Annotated in this window: 20 protein-coding genes; 13 read left to right on the top strand and 7 right to left on the bottom strand. The window is 32.5% G+C overall.

What is annotated here, in order from left to right; all coding sequences use genetic code 11:
• Positions 1–12 precede the first annotated feature (12 nt).
• Positions 13–1,452, top strand: coding sequence for a glutamate--tRNA ligase (gene gltX / locus HA140_RS02545; protein ID WP_209039590.1), 1,440 nt, complete (start codon positions 13–15; stop codon positions 1,450–1,452).
• Here gltX and HA140_RS02540 read toward each other — a convergent pair.
• From HA140_RS02540 to tsaD, 3 genes are all read right to left on the bottom strand, one after another.
• The gene (locus HA140_RS02540; protein WP_209039589.1) at positions 1,444–2,649 is read right to left on the bottom strand and encodes a cation:proton antiporter; all 1,206 of its coding nucleotides are present in this window, start codon (positions 2,647–2,649) and stop codon (positions 1,444–1,446) included. The genes gltX and HA140_RS02540 overlap by 9 nt on opposite strands.
• A 166-nt stretch (positions 2,650–2,815) precedes the next feature.
• Complete coding sequence (locus tag HA140_RS02535; RefSeq protein WP_209039588.1) at positions 2,816–2,992, bottom strand: high light inducible protein; 177 nt, start codon at positions 2,990–2,992, stop codon at positions 2,816–2,818.
• 5 nt (positions 2,993–2,997) lie between these two features.
• Positions 2,998–4,068, bottom strand: coding sequence for a tRNA (adenosine(37)-N6)-threonylcarbamoyltransferase complex transferase subunit TsaD (gene tsaD / locus HA140_RS02530; protein ID WP_209039587.1), 1,071 nt, complete (start codon positions 4,066–4,068; stop codon positions 2,998–3,000).
• 74 nt (positions 4,069–4,142) lie between these two features.
• Between tsaD and HA140_RS02525 the strand changes: the two genes are divergently transcribed.
• A complete protein-coding gene (locus HA140_RS02525) occupies positions 4,143–4,697 on the top strand; it encodes a Photosystem I reaction center subunit III (RefSeq protein WP_209039586.1) in 555 nt (184 codons plus the stop codon).
• 23 nt (positions 4,698–4,720) lie between these two features.
• Entirely contained in the window at positions 4,721–4,855 is a 135-nt protein-coding gene (psaJ, locus tag HA140_RS02520; protein ID WP_011862490.1) for a photosystem I reaction center subunit IX, read from the top strand.
• Between the two features lie 16 nt (positions 4,856–4,871).
• Here the strand turns inward: psaJ and gmk are convergent, their stop codons facing one another.
• Positions 4,872–5,426 carry a guanylate kinase gene (gene gmk, locus HA140_RS02515; RefSeq protein WP_209039585.1) on the bottom strand — a complete coding sequence of 185 codons (555 nt, stop codon included), beginning with the start codon at positions 5,424–5,426 and terminating at the stop codon, positions 4,872–4,874.
• Positions 5,427–5,500: 74 nt separating this feature from the next.
• Between gmk and HA140_RS02510 the strand changes: the two genes are divergently transcribed.
• The 3 genes from HA140_RS02510 (at position 5,501) to tatC (ending at position 8,331) form a co-directional block, all read left to right on the top strand.
• Positions 5,501–7,201, top strand: coding sequence for an Rqc2 family fibronectin-binding protein (locus HA140_RS02510; RefSeq protein ID WP_209039584.1), 1,701 nt, complete (start codon positions 5,501–5,503; stop codon positions 7,199–7,201).
• Positions 7,202–7,231: 30 nt separating this feature from the next.
• A complete protein-coding gene (locus tag HA140_RS02505) occupies positions 7,232–7,492 on the top strand; it encodes a hypothetical protein (protein ID WP_079293330.1) in 261 nt (86 codons plus the stop codon).
• Positions 7,493–7,572: 80 nt separating this feature from the next.
• Positions 7,573–8,331, top strand: a complete 759-nt coding sequence (gene tatC, locus HA140_RS02500) for a twin-arginine translocase subunit TatC (protein WP_209039583.1) — start codon at positions 7,573–7,575, stop codon at positions 8,329–8,331.
• Here tatC and HA140_RS02495 read toward each other — a convergent pair.
• Positions 8,300–8,617 (bottom strand): DUF3067 family protein, encoded by a 318-nt coding sequence (locus HA140_RS02495; protein WP_209039582.1) that lies wholly within the window; start codon positions 8,615–8,617, stop codon positions 8,300–8,302. The genes tatC and HA140_RS02495 overlap by 32 nt on opposite strands.
• 123 nt (positions 8,618–8,740) lie before the next feature.
• Between HA140_RS02495 and petC the strand changes: the two genes are divergently transcribed.
• Genes petC through HA140_RS02470 form a run of 5 tightly spaced genes read left to right on the top strand, consistent with a single transcriptional unit; the run spans position 8,741 to position 12,437 of the window.
• Complete coding sequence (petC, locus tag HA140_RS02490; RefSeq protein WP_209039581.1) at positions 8,741–9,277, top strand: cytochrome b6-f complex iron-sulfur subunit; 537 nt, start codon at positions 8,741–8,743, stop codon at positions 9,275–9,277.
• A 25-nt stretch (positions 9,278–9,302) separates the two neighbouring features.
• On the top strand, positions 9,303–10,235 hold the full coding sequence (gene petA / locus HA140_RS02485) for a cytochrome f (protein WP_374938795.1): 933 nt from the start codon (positions 9,303–9,305) through the stop codon (positions 10,233–10,235).
• 10 nt (positions 10,236–10,245) lie between these two features.
• Positions 10,246–11,139, top strand: coding sequence for a prolipoprotein diacylglyceryl transferase (lgt, locus tag HA140_RS02480; RefSeq protein WP_209039579.1), 894 nt, complete (start codon positions 10,246–10,248; stop codon positions 11,137–11,139).
• On the top strand, positions 11,132–11,887 hold the full coding sequence (cobM, locus tag HA140_RS02475; protein ID WP_209039578.1) for a precorrin-4 C(11)-methyltransferase: 756 nt from the start codon (positions 11,132–11,134) through the stop codon (positions 11,885–11,887). Before lgt ends, cobM begins: the two co-directional genes overlap by 8 nt.
• Positions 11,888–11,942: 55 nt before the next feature.
• Complete coding sequence (locus tag HA140_RS02470; RefSeq protein WP_209039577.1) at positions 11,943–12,437, top strand: helix-turn-helix domain-containing protein; 495 nt, start codon at positions 11,943–11,945, stop codon at positions 12,435–12,437.
• On the opposite strand, the gene HA140_RS02465 is transcribed toward HA140_RS02470, so the two are convergent.
• Positions 12,430–14,025, bottom strand: coding sequence for a Ppx/GppA phosphatase family protein (locus tag HA140_RS02465; protein ID WP_209039576.1), 1,596 nt, complete (start codon positions 14,023–14,025; stop codon positions 12,430–12,432). The two genes, HA140_RS02470 and HA140_RS02465, sit on opposite strands and share 8 nt — an antisense overlap.
• A gap of 104 nt (positions 14,026–14,129) precedes the next feature.
• Here HA140_RS02465 and HA140_RS02460 point away from each other — a divergent pair, with 104 nt between their 5' ends.
• Positions 14,130–15,038, top strand: coding sequence for a 4-hydroxybenzoate polyprenyltransferase (locus tag HA140_RS02460; protein ID WP_374938789.1), 909 nt, complete (start codon positions 14,130–14,132; stop codon positions 15,036–15,038).
• 9 nt (positions 15,039–15,047) lie between these two features.
• Positions 15,048–15,917, top strand: coding sequence for a S66 peptidase family protein (locus HA140_RS02455; RefSeq protein ID WP_209039575.1), 870 nt, complete (start codon positions 15,048–15,050; stop codon positions 15,915–15,917).
• Here the strand turns inward: HA140_RS02455 and ispD are convergent.
• The gene (gene ispD / locus HA140_RS02450; RefSeq protein WP_209039574.1) at positions 15,912–16,589 is read right to left on the bottom strand and encodes a 2-C-methyl-D-erythritol 4-phosphate cytidylyltransferase; all 678 of its coding nucleotides are present in this window, start codon (positions 16,587–16,589) and stop codon (positions 15,912–15,914) included. The two genes, HA140_RS02455 and ispD, sit on opposite strands and share 6 nt — an antisense overlap.
• Between the last annotated feature and the right edge of the window lie 22 nt (positions 16,590–16,611).

The raw sequence follows: 16,611 nt of genomic DNA, 5'->3' as shown, positions 1-16,611 counted from the left end.
TATAAAAGAAATTTGGAAAAACGTTTAAGACTAGCCCCGAGTCCAACGGGTTTATTTCATATCGGAACAGCGCGAACAGCACTATTCAACTGGTTGTATGCACGAAAAATAGGTGGAAAATTTCTTATCAGAATAGAAGATACAGATTTCCTTCGATCTAAATCTAAATATACAAAAAATATATTAGAGGGTTTAAATTGGCTTGGACTTAAATGGGATGAAGAACCTATAAAGCAAAGTGAGCGAATTTTGATTCACAAAAGTTACATCAAAAATCTGTTGAAAAGTGGAGATGCATATAGGTGCTTTACAACAGAAGATGAAATTTATGAGTTAAGAGAAGAACAAAAAAAGAAAGGATTACCTCCAAAGCATGACAATAGACATAGAAATCTTTCAAAAGAAGAAATAGAAACATTCATATCCCAAGGGAGGACTTCAGTAATAAGATTTAAGATTGATGAAAAAATAGAAATTAAATGGGTAGATCAAATAAGAGGCGAAATCAAATGGCAAGGGAAGGATTTGGGTGGTGATTTAGTTTTGTCAAGAAGGGCAAAGGGATATGAGATTGGAGATCCTTTGTACAATCTTGCAGTTGTAGTTGATGATAATTTCATGAATATTACTCATGTTGTAAGGGGTGAAGATCATATCTCGAACACTGCAAAACAAATATTGATTTATAAAGCATTAAATTTTAATTTGCCGACTTTTTCGCATACACCCCTAATACTAAATAGTGAAGGGAAAAAATTATCTAAGAGAGATTGCGTTACTTCTATCGACGAATTTAGAGATATGGGATATTTACCTGAGGCCTTATCGAACTATATGGCCTTCTTAGGTTGGTCTCCAAAATCTGCCAAGAGCGAAATTCTTTCACTTGATGAGATATCTGAAATTTTTGACTTATCAGACATAAATAAAGCTGGAGCAAAATTCAGTTGGGAAAAACTTAACTGGATTAATTCTCAATATATAAAAAATATGGAGTTAATAAAGTTAAGTGAGATCATGAGGAAATACTGGGATGATCATGGCTGGGTGCCGCCATCTCAAGAATGGGCTTATAAATTAGCAGCTTTGCTTAGAGATTCTATTACTCTTTTAAAAGATGTCATTGATCAATCAAAACCATTTTTCTTAATACCTACAATTCAAAAAGAAGGTCAAGATTTTCTGGAAAACGAGGATAGTAAAGCATCTCTAAAACTAATCTTAAATTATTTAAATGAGCAAAATACTATGAAACTAAATAAAGAGAAAGCCAAAGAAATAATAAACGCTATCTCAAAAATGCATAATGTAAAAAAAGGGATATTAATGAAATCATTAAGAGTAGCCTTTTTTGGATCTCTCAGTGGGCCAGATTTAATTCAAAGTTGGGAACTCTTCTCAGAGAGTAAAACCGACAGATCTCGAATTGAAAGATGTCTTAAATCAATTTAAATTATTTTTTTGTTCTAATTCAAGCTTATTAGCCAAAGGTTTGGCTGAAAGGCCTTGGATTCCTACTGTCATTAATATAGTAAGAAAAACTAAACCTTGAAGACGGCCAGCCCCAAGGATACCAGCCTGCTCTAATCTGATAGAAAAAAGAGAAGCTACCGCTGCAGTAACAATACCTCTTGGGGCTAACCAGGCTAAAAATATTTTTTCTTTTAAGTTTAATTCTCTTCCCATTGTTGCTATCCATATAGAAATAGGGCGAACAATTATCATCAACACAAAAACGCAAACAACCCCTCCCCACCCAAGCGGACTTAATTCACCCCAAGAAACGTCAGCGGCCAAAAGAGGGAAAAGAACTGTAATTGCTAATTGAGCTAATTCACCTATTAGATTATCCAATCTCTCCTTATCAATAACTTCTCTTTTACCTACAATAAAACCTGCCGCAACAGAAGCTGGCAAGCCTGATTCTGGAAGAAAATATTCGCAAATTCCATACACAAGGAAAATAAATCCAAGGGTAACTTGAAGCTCTATACCAAATGAGGCTTCATTTTTTATTTTTTTTAAAATTTCTGAAAGTATCCATCCTGCGCTTAATCCAATTAAAACTCCTCCCCCTAATCTTTGCATTAATGCTATAAATACATCATTAATCCCACGTAGGTCACCTAAAGTCAGCTCTAGAAGAAGTAATGCAAGAACTGCACCAATTGGTTCAAGCAACAACCCCTCAGCTTTTAAAACCTCCGAAAGAGGGGAAGCTAATTTTATTTGTTCCACTAGTGGAGAGACAACTGTTGGTCCAGTAGCTAGAACTATTGCACTATATATTCCTGCGACTTGCCATGAGAGACCTGCCAGCCAATGCGCGATAAAAATTCCAGCTGATAATGAAATAAAAAGTCTTACCAATGAAATTTTCAAAACAGTATTTCTTATATTCCCCTCAGGCAGTTTTAAATTTAGTCCCCCTTCAAAAAGAACCAAACAGACTAAAAGCCCTACAATAGTTTCAAGCCCTTGTCCAAGATCTAAAGGCTCAACCAGTCCTAAGCCTGATCTTCCTATGAGTAACCCAGAAAGCAATAAAATAACAACACTGGGGAATCCTGTTAAAGATGAAAATAATCGAGCACAAGCACCCGCGAATACAGTTATTCCCCAAAGTAATCCAAGCCTTTCAGGCGTCATAAAAAATTATATTTAGTAAAAAATATTTATTATTTTGATTAAATCAACAATCTTATCTGAAGTCCAATAAATACAATACTTTTTTAATTTAATTAATCAGCTGAACAAGAGTAATTTTCACTAAATCTTTCAAAACTACTTTTAATTTAAATGAATTTTATTTCTTTTAAGAAAATTGGCTTATTAAAGCAATAATTAGAAAAATAATTCCTATACCAACAGTTGCCATCCTTCCATTCCATATTTCAGCTTGAGGGGTAAAACCTCTTTTCCACAAATTCAGTTCCTTTTTATCAACAAAGTTTTTTGTCTCTTTAATCTCGATTTTAGATTGTTTGTTCATTGAAGTTAAAAAGGAGGGTTTTCTTCATAAAGGGTATATGCATTTTCAATAGATAGTCTTCCTGCGACACCTAATTTAAGGGAACTCAAATGATCCTTAAATTTGATCCTAAACAACGCCGCCGCTCCAATCATTGCCGCATTATCTGTACAAAGTTTAATGGGAGCTAAATGAACTTTAATAGATTTTTTACTAGCTTCGCTAATCATCATTTTTCTTAATGTATTGTTAGCAGCCACTCCTCCAACGACAACAACATCATCCAAGCTATGGTCTTCTGCGCATTTTATTGTTCTCTCCACCAAGACTTCTGCCACTACTCTCTCAAAACTTGCAGCAATGTCAGGAATTGGAATGGCCTTCCCATCCAAATTTATTCTCTCAACTAATCTTAATACGGCGGTCTTTAGACCACTAAAAGAGAAATCATATTTAAGAAATCCACCTTTTTTATCAGAAATCCTACATTTTGGTAAATTAAATTTCATTGGGTCCCCATTTTTAGCAATCTTTTCAATTGCAGGTCCTCCAGGATAACTTAAACCTAATAGTCTTCCAACCTTATCAAAGGCTTCTCCAGCAGCATCATCAAAACTTTTCCCAAGTCTCTGCATTACCCTTCTATCATCAACCTTTATCAATTCAGTATGTCCGCCGCTGACAAGTAATGTAAGAAAAGATTTCTTTGGATAGTTTTCTGAAAATAGAATTGAAGATAAATGCCCCTCCAAATGATGAATTCCCAAAAATGGCTTTGAATGTAACATGCAAAGAGATCTTGCAGTTATAGAGCCAACTCTTAAACAACCAACTAATCCAGGAGCTACAGTTGATGCAATATAATCAACTTCCTCAATTTTGATTTTTGATTCTTCTAAAGCCTTATCTAAAACAAAAGGTAATAACTCTAAATGCTTTCTAGCTGCGAGTTCAGGCACGACACCTCCCCATTTTGAATGATCTTCAATTTGAGATGCGATTATATTTGAATGTATTTTGAAAGTATCGCCAATATTAGAAACTATTGAGACAGATGTCTCATCACAACTTGTTTCAATAGCTAAAACTTTATTCATTTTTGATTCAACTTGTTCTATTTTAATATTAATTTCTTAATCAACACACTATAAGGAATTAAAGATTGCAACTTATGAAATTCTTTTTTTCAATCATAACCTCAGTTTTTCTGTTACTAGGAATTACTCCAATTGCTCTAGCTGCAAATGGGCCTGCCTTAAACGCAGACAGAGCTAGCACAGAATATACTGCTTCAGCCCTCACAAAATGCTCTGAAAATCCTAAATTCATTGAGAGAGCAAATTCTGCAACTACTCAAAAAGACATCGCAAGATTTGAAAGATACGGAAAAGCATCATGCGGAGATGATGGTCTTCCACATTTAATAATTGGACCTCCTCTTGAGCCATGGGGAGCCCTTTTAAATAGAGGTCATGAAGGCGATTTACTTATTCCCGGAGTATTGTTCATTTACATTGCTGGGATTATAGGCTGGTCTGGAAGAGAGTATTTGATTGAATCAAAAAAGACTAAGAATCCAGCAGATCTTGAGATCATTATTGACTTAGACTTAGCAAGAAAATGTCTTGTAAAAGGAGCGCAATGGCCTCTTCTCGCTAATAAACAAGGTAGAAATGGAGATTTAAGAGAGAAAGATAACAACATTACACTTAATGGTCCTCGCTAAACATCTTTAAAAACTTTTATAAAATGTTCAAAATCCTAAACACAAAATTTGTAAGATCTGCCCCAGTAGTAGCAGCAATTTGGCTAAGCCTTACAGCCGGAATTATTATTGAATTCAATAGGTTTTTCCCAGATTTATTATTTCATCCAATGAGCTGAGACAAAAAGAGAATAATCAAGTTTTTATTAACTTGATTATTTTTTTAGCTGTTTCATCAACATTGTGGTTTGTTAACACAAAATCGAATTGATTTGATACTGAAATCTCATAATTAGCCCTTAAGAGTCTTTTTTTAATTGCCTCTTCTTTTTCTGTACCTCTATTTCTTATCCTTCTCTCTAACTCTTCTTTATCCGGAGGAAGTAAAAATATTGACAGAGAATTAGGAAACTTATTTTTTATCTGCCTTGCGCCCTCTACCTCAATTTCAAGTAGCACAGTAAATCCCTTTTTTATTTTCTCATTAACAGAAGAGAGAGGTGTTCCATAGTAGTTCCCAGCGAATTGAGCCCATTCAAGGAACAAGTTTTGTTCAATCATCTCTTTAAACTTTTCTTGATTTAAAAAGTAGTAACTTTCTCCGTCTTTTTCTCCCTCTCTGGGTTCTCTAGTAGTTGCAGATATTGAAAGCCAAAAATTTTTTTCTTTACCTAATAGTTCTTTAACAACTGTTCCTTTACCCACGCCGCTGGGTCCAGTAAGGATAATGAGTTTTTTTTGATTTTTCATATTAAATTTTTTACAGTAAGATAAACATCTTGTGAATTAAAAAAGGAATAATGCAAAAAGGTGTGCCACAGATAATGGATATTACATCTATTAGATCCGTCTTGCATTATTTGACAGAGAACATCCTACCTACAAAGTTTGAAACTGCCCAACAACCAGACACTAATACAGTTCAATTCTGTTTCAGAGGAGTTAATTCTCAAACATGGTTAGAATTTTCATGGAATGGAGACTCGCCTAGAATACTAAAGATAAATAAACCGGAAAAGATTGGGAGAGAAAGCACACTTTCTAAACAAATAAGATACGGATTAAAGTATATGGCTTTAATTTCGATTGAACAAGATAATTTCGAGAGAGTTATAAAATTTGGTTTTGCAAAAAAACCTGGAGAGGAAGTAAGTAAGTATTTAATTTTTGAGTTAATGGGAAAACATAGTAATATTTTTTATTTAGATAATAAACATAAAATAATTGCAGTTGGGAAACAAATTAAATCTAGTCAATCCAGTTTTAGAACAATTTCAACAGGATCAATTTATTCTGGCCCTCCAGCCAATCTCAAAAAACAACCTAAAGAAGAAGAGTCCTTTGAATCATGGAAAGACTCAATTTCAATCGTAGCTGAATCTTTAAAATACTGTCTAATAAATACTTACCAAGGTGTAAGCCCTATCCTCACAAAACAATTAGAGGTAGTTAGCAAAAATATCGACGCAGAAATAATGGAAAAAAATATCGATTTCATTAGCGATTCAGACTTAAAGGAGATATTTAAAAATTGGAAGATTTGGATAAATCGTTTTAGAAACAATAACTTTAACTTTTCCATATTTAATAAAGATTTTTATTGCGTTTGGTTTTCTGATAAAGATATTAATTACGAAAATAAAATAGATTTATGCACCGGTTTAGAGAACTATTATGACCATCATCTTAAGCAAAAAAAACTTGAATTATTGGGAAAGAAAATTGAAGGGATAATTTTTAAACAGACCAATACTGAGAAAAAGAATTTAAATATTCAATATGATCTTTTGATAAAATCAGAAAACTACGAGGTATATAAAGAAAAAGCTGACAAGATATTCAGTTCAAATGAAATTAAAAAAAGAGATATTATTAAAGGACAAAAACTTTATAAAAAGTCAAAAAAACTTAAGAGATCTAGAGAATTGATAAAAAAAAGATTAAGTATTTACAGAACAAATATAGAAAGATTAGATGAATTCTCTACACTAATAGAAAATCTAAATTCTTTAAATCATGAAAAACTTTTTATAAGAATCAAACTACTAGAAGAAATTATGGAAGAAATATGTAACGAGTTTAATATCAATATCAAAAAGCAAAGAGAAGATAAGAACAGTACATCTGAAATACAATCTTCACCAATTCAAGTAAGTACTCCAACAGGATTGAAGCTTCAGGTAGGGAGAAATATGAGGCAAAATGATTTAATAACCTTTAAGTTTTCAAAAAAAGGCGATCTATGGTTTCATGCGCAGGAATCACCAGGTAGTCATGTAGTTTTAAAGTCTTCAACTCAAGCAGCATCTGAACAAGATCTTCAAATAGCTGCAGATTTAGCTGCCTTATTTAGTAAGGCAAAAAGAAACATTAAAGTTCCAATTAATTTAGTAAAGGTTAAAGATTTGCAGAAAATCAAAAAAGGAGGACCAGGTTGTGTTTCCTTTAAAAATGGAGAAATTATTTGGGGAAATCCTACAAGAGGAGAAGATTACATTAAAAAAAATCTTAAAACAGTAATTTAGTTTATAATAAAAAAAATTTTTTAAATCTAAATGTTTGATTTTCTTTTGGGCACTCATGAATTTTTAGGAAATCATAGTTTTCCAGAATTTATTGTTGGATATCTATTTGGTGCTGCATTAATAATTGGAGCCCCTACAGTTTTCTTATTACTTGCATTCGTAAGTGCTTTAATGAAAACAAATGGGAAAATGGGTGGATACAGAGAATATGAAACTTATGGCGAGTCATCTTTAAATGATGCACCTCCTTTCTTATTACCAGATCCCACAAATCCAAAATTAGGCAAATAAATAAATTTTTAGAAAATAAAATTGGACTTTGAATAGATTAATTTTAAAACTTTTTCTTAAAAAATCCTTATTAAAAAATAATGAAAGATACAGGTCAGAGTGAAAATAAATTATCAAATTCTATGACTTTTAGCGATCACTTAGAGGAGCTTCGACAAAGGATACTAAAGTCAATTTACTCAGTAGTTATTTCAATATTCTTTAGTTTACTAATTATTAAGCCATTAATATCTTTTTTAGAAATTCCAGCTGGTGATATTCATTTACTACAACTTGCCCCAGGAGAGTTTTTATTTGTCGCTATTAAAGTTGCAGGCTACAGCGGATTAATAGTTTCTATACCTTTCATTTTTTATCAAATAATATTGTTCATTTCACCTGGATTAACGAAACAAGAAAAAAGCCTTATCCTGCCAGCTGTTTTTGGTTCAGGATTTTTATTTTTTTTGGGATTAATTTTTTCATGGTGGATATTAGTTCCTGCAGCCATAAATTTCTTTATTACTTTTGGTGCTGATATTGTTGAACCAACATGGTCAATAGAAAGATATTTTGATTTTGTTCTTTTATTAATGTCTAGCACTGCAATAGCTTTTCAATTGCCAGTGTTACAATTTATTCTTGGTTCTCTTGGAATAATTACTACAGAGAAAATGATTTCTAATTGGAAAATAGTTGTAATCTCTTCAGCAATCTTATCTGCAGTGATAACCCCTTCAACAGACCCATTAACAATGTCATTGCTATCTATTTCTATTGTGTTTTTATTTTTTGTAGGAACTGGATTAACTTACTTATCAGAAAATCTTAAGTCAAAAACTCTTTCATCTTCTCATTAACATTTAATTGCAAGCTAACAGCTCTACCTAATCTTGGCTTAGCATTGACTTTCTTTAGCCATTCCCTTACTTCCTCTGAGTAACCACATCTGTTTAGAATCTCAATTTTATCAGCTATAGATTTTTTATATTCTTCTTCACTTAAAGGAAATGATTCCTGTCCAAGGAATCCCCACATCATCTGAAAATAGACAAATTTACCTCTTCTAAAGAGTCTAAAATCATATTTTTTTCCCCAGCGATGAATCAAATAATGAATAACTTCATCTACTAGTAATGGCTTCATTTAAATCAATTAATTAAGACTTTCTAAACTTTTACTTTAAATTATTAAAAGTCCTATCTATTTGCAACAGAAATTGAGCAATTTGATCCATAATAATTAATAAATAACAGAACCAAGTAGCGAATGACTCAATTAAGTTCCAATGATGTCCCTTCAATGGGTCGAAGGCAATTTATGAATCTTCTTACATTTGGTACTGCAACTGGTGTTGCTTTAGGAGCTCTTTACCCAGTAGCTAATTATTTCATGCCTTTAAGAGCAGGAGGTGGGGGCGGTGGAACCTCTGCTAAAGATGAATTAGGAAATCCAATAACTAAGACAGGTTGGCTGGCTACCCATCAAGCAGGAGATAGAAGCCTAGTTCAGGGTCTCAAAGGAGATCCAACTTATTTAATAGTTAATGATGGTGGAGAAATAGGAGAATTTGGTTTAAATGCAATTTGTACTCATTTAGGTTGCGTTGTCCCATGGGATAGTGGTGCTAATAAATTTATATGTCCTTGTCATGGCAGTCAGTACGATACAAATGGGAAGGTTGTCAGAGGGCCTGCTCCTTTATCTTTAGCTTTAGCTCATGTCGATATCGAAGATGATGCAGTACTTGTCAAACAATGGTCAGAAACTGACTTTAGAACTAATGAAAATCCTTGGTGGGCATAAAAAAATGAAAGATCTTAAAAATCAAATCATGAAAAAAACAAGTTTATTTATCTGCACGCTGCTCTTCTTTTCGAGCATTATTTTTTATCCTAAGATCACTTTTGCTTACCCTTTTTGGGCTCAGCAAAACTACGAATCCCCAAGAGAAGCCACAGGAAAGATAGTCTGTGCAAACTGCCATCTAGCTCAGATGCCCACTATTGCAGAGGTTCCACAATCTGTTGGTGCCGATAGCGTTTTCAAAGCTGTTGTCAAAATACCCTACAAAAATGACTTGAAAGAGATCGGGGCTGATGGTTCTGAAGTCCCATTACAAGTTGGTGCTGTTGTAATGCTGCCTGATGGCTTCAAACTTGCTCCACAAGAAAGATGGACCGAAGAAATTAAACAGGAAACAGAAGGGGTATATTTCACTAATTACAGTGAAGAGAAAGATAATATAATCATTGTTGGACCTTTACCTGGCGATACCAATAAAGAAATCGTTTTCCCTGTACTTTCCCCTGATCCATCCACTAACAAAGAATATCACTATGGGAAATACTCATTACATATCGGAGGTAATAGAGGAAGAGGTCAGGTCTACCCAACTGGAGATAAGAGCAATAATGTAGTATTTACCTCTTCTACCTCAGGAACTATTCATTCAATAGATACAATTGAAGATGGCAGCTATAGGGTAAATATAGAAAACGATAATGGTGAATTAACAACTGAAGCAATACCTGTTGGCCCTCAACTCATAGTAAAAGCAGAAGATAAAGTCAATGCTGGCGATCCGCTTACTAATGATCCCAACGTTGGAGGCTTTGGACAATTAGACGCTGAAGTTGTTCTACAGAGCCCTTATAGAGTAATTGGACTGATTGCATTCTTTATTGGTGTTGGACTAACACAAATACTTTTAGTATTAAAGAAAAAACAGGTAGAGAAAGTTCAAGCGGCAGAGGGTATTTAACTTTCTTTAGATGCCTACAGTTCAAGCTTTTATACAATCCCCTGGAGAAGCTTTTTTAAATTTAGGATTTATAACTATTAGATGGTACGGTCTGCTGATTTCGATTTCAGTCTTAATAGGTCTATTTATCTCTAAAAAACTTGCGAATGCAAGAAATATTAACCCTGATTATATAAGTGAAATACTTCCATCTTTAATAATCTTTTCTTTAATTGGAGCTAGAGCTTATTACGTAATTTTTGAGTGGAGGCAATATAGTGGTGAGAACTTTTTTACTTCTTTAGAACTATTCAATAACACCATTCAAATTCCTTCTTTTCTAGCAGTTTGGGAAGGAGGCATAGCTATACATGGAGGTCTAATTGGAGGTCTAATATCTATTATCTATTTCTGCAAGTCGAGAAACATTCATTTAAAAACTTTTATAGATATATTAATTCCCTCCATTATTCTTGGGCAGTCTATAGGAAGGTGGGGCAATTTTTTCAATAATGAAGCCTTTGGGGTTCCCACAAATTTACCTTGGAAATTATTTATACCAGTCCAAAATAGACCTTTAGAATTTATTAATTACGAATTTTTTCATCCCACTTTTCTCTATGAGTCATTGTGGAATCTTTTAATTTTCTTACTTCTTATTTTTATCTTTAATAAACAAAATAAAACAGATCTTTCCAGGCCTGGCTTTATTAGCTGCGTTTACTTAATAAGTTATAGCTTTGGAAGATTCTGGATTGAGAGTTTAAGAACTGACCCACTATGTATTGGTGGTCTTCCGCCTTTCTGTAGTGGCGGGATAAGAATGGCTCAATTTATAAGCATTTTTCTGTTTTCTTCTGGATTAATTGGAATATTTTTTTTAAGATTAAAAAAATATGGTAGTAACAAAAGAAAGAATGGATAAAAAAATATCCTTTATTGGAGTTGGTCCAGGCGATCCGGATTTATTAACAATAAAAGCTTTAAAAAAGATACAATTCGCAGATGTCATTATCTGGACAGATTCTCTAATTCCTGAAAAGATTTTAGAATTTTCTAAAGATGGTTCTGAAAAAATAAAAACGAGTTCACTCACCTTAGAGCAAATTACCTTAATTATGATAAAAAAATTTCAGGAAGGGAAAACTGTTATAAGGTTGCATGATGGTGACCCTTGTCTTTTTGGAGCAATTAGAGAGCAAATCCAAATTTTAAAAAAAGAAAAAATTGGAATTGAAGTTGTTCCTGGTGTTAGTGCTTTTCAAGTCGCTGCAGCATATCACGAGGCAGAGCTAACTATACCTGATGTTACGCAAACAATAATTTTAACTAGAGCGGGGGGAAGAACAGGTATGCCCGGGAAAGAATCTCTAAAAGATCTTGCAAAACATAATTCCTCTTTATGTCTTTATCTAAGTGCTAGGCACGTAAAAAGGTCTCAAGAAACTTTATTAGAGTTTTATCCCCCAGAGACTAAAGTGATTGTCGGATTTAGAGTATCTTGGGATGATGGTTGGACATCAATAATAGAATTAAAAGATATGGAAAAATTTTCTATTGAAAAAAAATTAATTAGAACAACTATTTATATAATTAGCCCTGCAATTAAAAATTCTCATAACAGGTCTAATCTTTATAATCCATCTTATAAACATCTTTTTAGAAATAAATAATCTTAAAGTTGATAGAAAAATATTAATCACTATAATTAGTAAAAATTTACTTACTTTGAAAGAAATAAAATCTATTACCAAAGAAAAAAATAAAGAAGAGAATTCCTCTTTAAAAAGAATTGGAAATTTTATTAAAGAAGCCCGGTTAAGTAGAAATCAATCTATTGAAGAATTGGCTTCTGATTTAAAAATCGGAAATCATCAACTTGAAGCTATTGAAGAAGGTAACGAAGAAAAACTACCTGAAAAAGTCTTCGTCAAAGCAATGGTTCGGAGGATTTCACAGAAGCTGAAACTTGATACAGAATTTATAATGAATGAATTTAATACAGAAAGGAAAGAAATAAAAATTGAAGAAATAGTTGAAGAAGTTTCAAAAAAAAATCATACATCTAGGCAATCTAAGAGTCTGACTAAGATAGGATTCACAATATTTATTTTAATTTCAGGCTTTCTCGGACTAATCGCCTCCTCCTTAATTTTTAATTTATTTTCGGAGTCTTTTCAGAATCAAACTCCAAAAAAAGAACTTATTAAAAAAACTAAATAACTTTTAAATCCAAATTCTTTAATTCTTTTATTGCATTACGGCATAATCCTAAGTTCCATTTTTCAAGAAGAAGATCATGGTTTCTATTTGAAGGCATAATTTCAAATGTAAGAAGATTTTCCTGCAATTTTATTTGAACTTGGGATATCACCTTCTCAGGTCTTTGATCAAGAGATGCTGCAAGTCTTAAAATTAATGACATTTCAAGAACAATTTTTTTATTCTCTTTGGATATTAAATTTTGCCAAGACTCGTGTCTTTTCTTCGGTAGAGTCTTTCTATGGTATCTAGCAATCGCAGCAATAATATTTGTTTCTGCTTCAGAATATCCCAACAATTCGCAATTTTTTATTAAGTACCAGGAGTGTTTGTGATATGAACTAATGTTTACAAATTTTCCACAATTATAAAGATTAGAAGCTGCCCAAAGAAGTTCTTTAGCTTTAGAGTCATTATCATTATGAAAGATATTTTTAGTCTGATCATAAATTTGAAAGGCAATATCGATAACTTTCTCAGCTCTTTTCTTATCTACTCCAAATTTGCTGGCCTGATGAACTATGGTTGTTTTTCTAATATTGCTTTGAATAAAAAATTCGTTTTTTATTATCCCTTTACGAAGCATCCAATCAACAACTAAACCTTCTCTTAATGCCCTCTCGCTAATAGTTAATTCATTAAAGTTCAACATTTCCATTGCGGTATTTAATATTAATGCACCTGGAATAATTATTTCTGCTCTTCTCTCACTCAAAGAGGGTATTTTTTTAATTTCCAAAACTGGCATTTTAAGCAGTTTACCCAACACATTCTGTAGATTTTCCTTTTTAAATTTATAACCATGAATCTTTTGTTTAGATTCTCCTAAATCATCTATAATCAAATTTCCTAATGAGGTTGCAGTACCACTTGTTGCAATCATATTTAAAGGCTTATCTTCCTTAGATCTTCTTTTTATTTTTTGAACGGATGGTTCTAAAGAACCTTGAATAAAAGTTTTCAAGAACTTTGATCTTTCTGAATTTATAGGATCTTTATTTAAAAAATCATTCTTTAGTCTTACAGCACCAACTCTCGAACTTGTAAGTGCTATTGCATCTTTTTTATCTGCAAGTATTAATTCTGTAGATCCTCCTCCAATATCTATGATTACATAAGACTTATCTTCAAAAGCCATTCCAGATAAAACACCAAGATAAATTAATCTGGCTTCCTCTGAACCACTTATCAATTCTATTTTAATATCAGTTTCATCAAAAACTCTTCTGATAAAATCTTGACCGTTTGGAGCTTCCCTGACTGCACTTGTTGCGGCTGATACTATTTGTTTTACTCCATTACTTTTACAATATTCCTTAAATCGTTTAAGAGTAACTAATGCCCTTTGAATTGATTCTTCAGTAAGATTGCCCTCATCATCTCTTTCTCCAAGTCGAGTGGTTGATTTATCAGTGAATTTTATTGAAAATGATTTTAAGTCTAGATTAATTTCTGCTATCAAGAGATGTGTAGAGTTAGTTCCAATATCTATCGAAGCTAATAAAATTTGCTTTTCTTGAAAATATCTTAAATCTTGGTTATCTATCATTGTTTTCTAAAAGATGCAAATATCTTTAATCCATTAATAAATATACTCAAGAGTGATTATTAAATAATAGAAATCACTTAATCCTAGTAAGATTATTTAAAGTTATGAAATATACAATAGGTAATATGGAAAATAAAAATCGAGACTTTAAATTAAGTACCTTCTTTGAATTATTAAGATGGAATAAGCCCACAGGCAGAATGATTTTACTTATTCCTGCGGGATGGAGCTTATATTTAACGCCAGATGCTGATCCAACATTATTAATGTTGTTAAAAATATTCCTGGGAGGCGTATTAGTAAGTGGATTAGGCTGCGTGGTTAATGATATTTGGGATAAAAAAATTGATCAAAAAGTTATTAGGACAAAAAATAGACCTCTAGCTGCAAATAAAATCAGTCTTAAAACCGCTTATTCAATTCTTTTCTTCTTGATTTTATGTAGTTTCTTTTTAACTTTGTCACTACCTCAACCTGGAAGGACCCTTTCCATCTCACTTGCCTTTTTAGCTTTACCTATTATTTTAATTTATCCTTCTGCTAAAAGATGGTTTAAGTATCCTCAATTAATCTTGTCCATATGCTGGGGTTTTGCTGTCTTAATTCCCTGGGCAGCAAATGAAGGCAATTTGAATAGCATCGTTTTATTGTTTTGCTGGCTAGCTACCATTTTTTGGACTTTTGGCTTTGACACGGTATATGCTTTAGCAGATAAAAAATATGATGTCAAAATTGGAATAAATAGTTCTGCAGTTAACCTCCAGAACAATACAAGAATAATTATTCAAATTTGTTATTTTTTAACTTCTATTTTTCTCGCATTATGTGGATTTATTAATCAAATGAATTTTATTTTTTGGCCAATTTGGCTTACGACGTCGATTTTAATGCAGAGAGATATACTAAAGATATTTCCTGAGAATAGGCAATCAATAAAAAACATTGGGAATCACTTCAAAAATCAATCAATTTATGGAGGAGTCTTCTTATTTGGAATTATTATTGCCTCATGAATTCCAAGTATGGTTTTTAGATTAAAAAAAGGTGATCGAATCGATATCTTAGCCCCAGGCTCCTTTATCGATGAAGAAGAGAATTTTCAAAAAGGGGTAGAAATTTTAAAGAACTGGGGCTTAGAAGTTAATGAGAATAATTCTCTATCAAAAAGATTCGGTTATTTTGCAGGAGATGATCTTACTAGATTTAGAGAACTGGAAAAAGCACAAAATAGTAAGCTAATAATTTTTGCTAAAGGAGGCTGGGGTTCAGCAAGAATATTAGAAAAAGAACCTTCTTGGCGGGATGGTTTAATGCTTGGATTCTCAGATACATGTTCTTTATTACTATCTAAATATTCTCAAGGATTTATTGGTTCAATTCATGGGCCCATGGTTGCAAGCCTCTTCAAAGAGCCAGAGTGGAGTATTGATAGATTAAGAAATTTACTTTTTGAAGGATATGTTGATGAAATCAAGGGAATTCCTTTAAGAGGAGGAAAAGCGAAAGGGGAAATTATAGTTTCAAATTTAACTATTGCTAGTTTTTTAATTGGTACTAATCACTTCCCAAATTGCAGAGGGAAAATATTAATTTTTGAAGATATTAATGAAGATATTTATAAAATTGATCGAATGTTGACTTACTTGAGGATGACTAAAACACTTACTGAAATTAAAGGTATTGGATTTGGAAATTTTTCTAATAATTCTTCCGATCCTGAATGGAACGATTTACTCAAAAACTGCATTACAGAAAGACTAAAAGAATTTAGTTTTCCTATTCTTTTTAACCTCCCTATAGGCCATATAGCAGGGAATGCTTGCATCCCTTTAGGATATGAAGCTACCTTAAATGGTGATGATGGCATTCTTAGTATGAATATACCTTTATAACGAGGAGTTCTTCACAAAAAGTTTTGCTATTTTCAAATCTATAGGGGAAGTGATTTTTATATTGGAATAAGTTCCTTCAATAATCTTTACTTTCCAATTAAGCTTTTCAAATAGTGAGGCATCATCTGTCACTTCCCAGCCTTTATCAATTGCCATCTTATGAGCTTTTTTTAAGCTATCTACTAAAAAGCCCTGAGGAGTTTGCGCTGCCCATAAATAATTTCTATCTGGTGTTTCTTTGATAAAACCCTCATTATCAACAACCTTTATTGTGTCAGTTACCTTAGTAGCCAAAATTACACCCTCATTTCCATCTAATTGATTGGCGCATTGATCTATCAATTCAGGATTAATTAGACACCGAGCACCATCATGAATTAAAACTTTTTCAGCATCTTTTGGTAGTGCATTTAAACCATTAAAAACTGACTGTTGTCTTGTATCTCCACCATTGATCCAATGAACTTTTTGGGCATATTCTTTAGCTGAATTTAATAATAATTCTCTATCTTTTGGTTGCCCAATTATCCCAACCCAGTTTGTTGAGCTTGCAGAAAATACAGATTTAAGTGTCCAATAAATCAATGACTCGCCTTCTAAATCAATAAGTAATTTATTTTTCCCGGCTTTCATTCTGCTACCACTGCCTGCAGCTGGTATTAAAAAGTGCACGATAAAAGATCTTTTTATTTTC

It is taken from the genome of Prochlorococcus marinus CUG1417, assembly GCF_017695975.1.
Taxonomy (GTDB): Bacteria; Cyanobacteriota; Cyanobacteriia; order PCC-6307; family Cyanobiaceae; genus Prochlorococcus_A; species Prochlorococcus_A marinus_AG.
Note: the sequence above shows the minus strand (reverse complement) of the source record. Positions and strands in the feature narration are given on the sequence as shown.

Excerpts from the sequence above, each read along its gene's own strand:
- HA140_RS02465 (WP_209039576.1), bottom strand. The coding sequence starts at position 14,025 with ATGATAGATAACCAAGATTTAAGATATTTTCAAGAAAAGCAAATTTTA.
- tsaD (WP_209039587.1), bottom strand. The coding sequence starts at position 4,068 with ATGAATAAAGTTTTAGCTATTGAAACAAGTTGTGATGAGACATCTGTC.
- HA140_RS02455 (WP_209039575.1), top strand. The coding sequence starts at position 15,048 with ATGGTTTTTAGATTAAAAAAAGGTGATCGAATCGATATCTTAGCCCCA.
- psaJ (WP_011862490.1), top strand. The coding sequence starts at position 4,721 with ATGTTCAAAATCCTAAACACAAAATTTGTAAGATCTGCCCCAGTAGTA.
- HA140_RS02525 (WP_209039586.1), top strand. The coding sequence starts at position 4,143 with ATGAAATTCTTTTTTTCAATCATAACCTCAGTTTTTCTGTTACTAGGA.
- gmk (WP_209039585.1), bottom strand. The coding sequence starts at position 5,426 with ATGAAAAATCAAAAAAAACTCATTATCCTTACTGGACCCAGCGGCGTG.
- tatC (WP_209039583.1), top strand. The coding sequence starts at position 7,573 with ATGAAAGATACAGGTCAGAGTGAAAATAAATTATCAAATTCTATGACT.
- cobM (WP_209039578.1), top strand. The coding sequence starts at position 11,132 with ATGGATAAAAAAATATCCTTTATTGGAGTTGGTCCAGGCGATCCGGAT.
- petC (WP_209039581.1), top strand. The coding sequence starts at position 8,741 with ATGACTCAATTAAGTTCCAATGATGTCCCTTCAATGGGTCGAAGGCAA.
- lgt (WP_209039579.1), top strand. The coding sequence starts at position 10,246 with ATGCCTACAGTTCAAGCTTTTATACAATCCCCTGGAGAAGCTTTTTTA.
- HA140_RS02505 (WP_079293330.1), top strand. The coding sequence starts at position 7,232 with ATGTTTGATTTTCTTTTGGGCACTCATGAATTTTTAGGAAATCATAGT.
- HA140_RS02510 (WP_209039584.1), top strand. The coding sequence starts at position 5,501 with ATGGATATTACATCTATTAGATCCGTCTTGCATTATTTGACAGAGAAC.
- HA140_RS02460 (WP_374938789.1), top strand. The coding sequence starts at position 14,130 with ATGAAATATACAATAGGTAATATGGAAAATAAAAATCGAGACTTTAAA.
- HA140_RS02540 (WP_209039589.1), bottom strand. The coding sequence starts at position 2,649 with ATGACGCCTGAAAGGCTTGGATTACTTTGGGGAATAACTGTATTCGCG.
- HA140_RS02495 (WP_209039582.1), bottom strand. The coding sequence starts at position 8,617 with ATGAAGCCATTACTAGTAGATGAAGTTATTCATTATTTGATTCATCGC.
- HA140_RS02535 (WP_209039588.1), bottom strand. The coding sequence starts at position 2,992 with ATGAACAAACAATCTAAAATCGAGATTAAAGAGACAAAAAACTTTGTT.